Annotated in this window: 1 protein-coding gene; it reads left to right on the plus strand. The window is 72.4% G+C overall.

Features of this window, described 5'->3' with window-relative positions; genetic code table 11:
* Positions 1 to 525 (plus strand): 3,4-dihydroxy-2-butanone-4-phosphate synthase (gene ribB, locus G6W55_RS38235; protein WP_175525130.1); only part of this gene is annotated, 525 nt, incomplete at both ends.

Genomic DNA, 525 nt, shown 5'->3' on the forward strand with positions numbered 1-525 from the left:
GAGAACGAGGGCGACCTCGTCATCGCCGCCGAGAAGGCCACCCCCGAGATCGTCGCCTTCATGATGAGCGAGTGCCGCGGCCTGATCTGCGCCCCCATGGAGGCCGACGAACTGGAGCGGCTGAAGCTCCCGCAGATGGTCGACGACAACACCGAGTCGATGAAGACCGCCTTCACCGTCTCCGTCGACGCCTCCGCCGCCCACGGCGTCACCACCGGCATCTCCGCCGCCGACCGCGCCGCCACGCTGCGGCTGCTCGCCGACGGCACCTCCGACGCCGACGACTTCGTCCGGCCCGGCCACATCTTCCCGCTGCGCGCCCGGCCCGGCGGCGTCCTCACCCGCAACGGCCACACCGAGGCCGCCGTCGACCTCGCCCGGCTCGCCGGACTGCGCCCGGCCGGCGCGATCGTCGAGATCGCCGGCGAGGACGGCCGGATGCTCCGGCTGCCCGAACTGATCCCGTTCGCCCGCAAGCACGGCCTGACGATCATCTCCATCGAGGACCTGATCGCCTACCGCCGC

The organism is Streptomyces sp. CAI-85 (assembly GCF_013363615.1).
Classification (GTDB): Bacteria; Actinomycetota; Actinomycetes; order Streptomycetales; family Streptomycetaceae; genus Streptomyces; species Streptomyces antibioticus_B.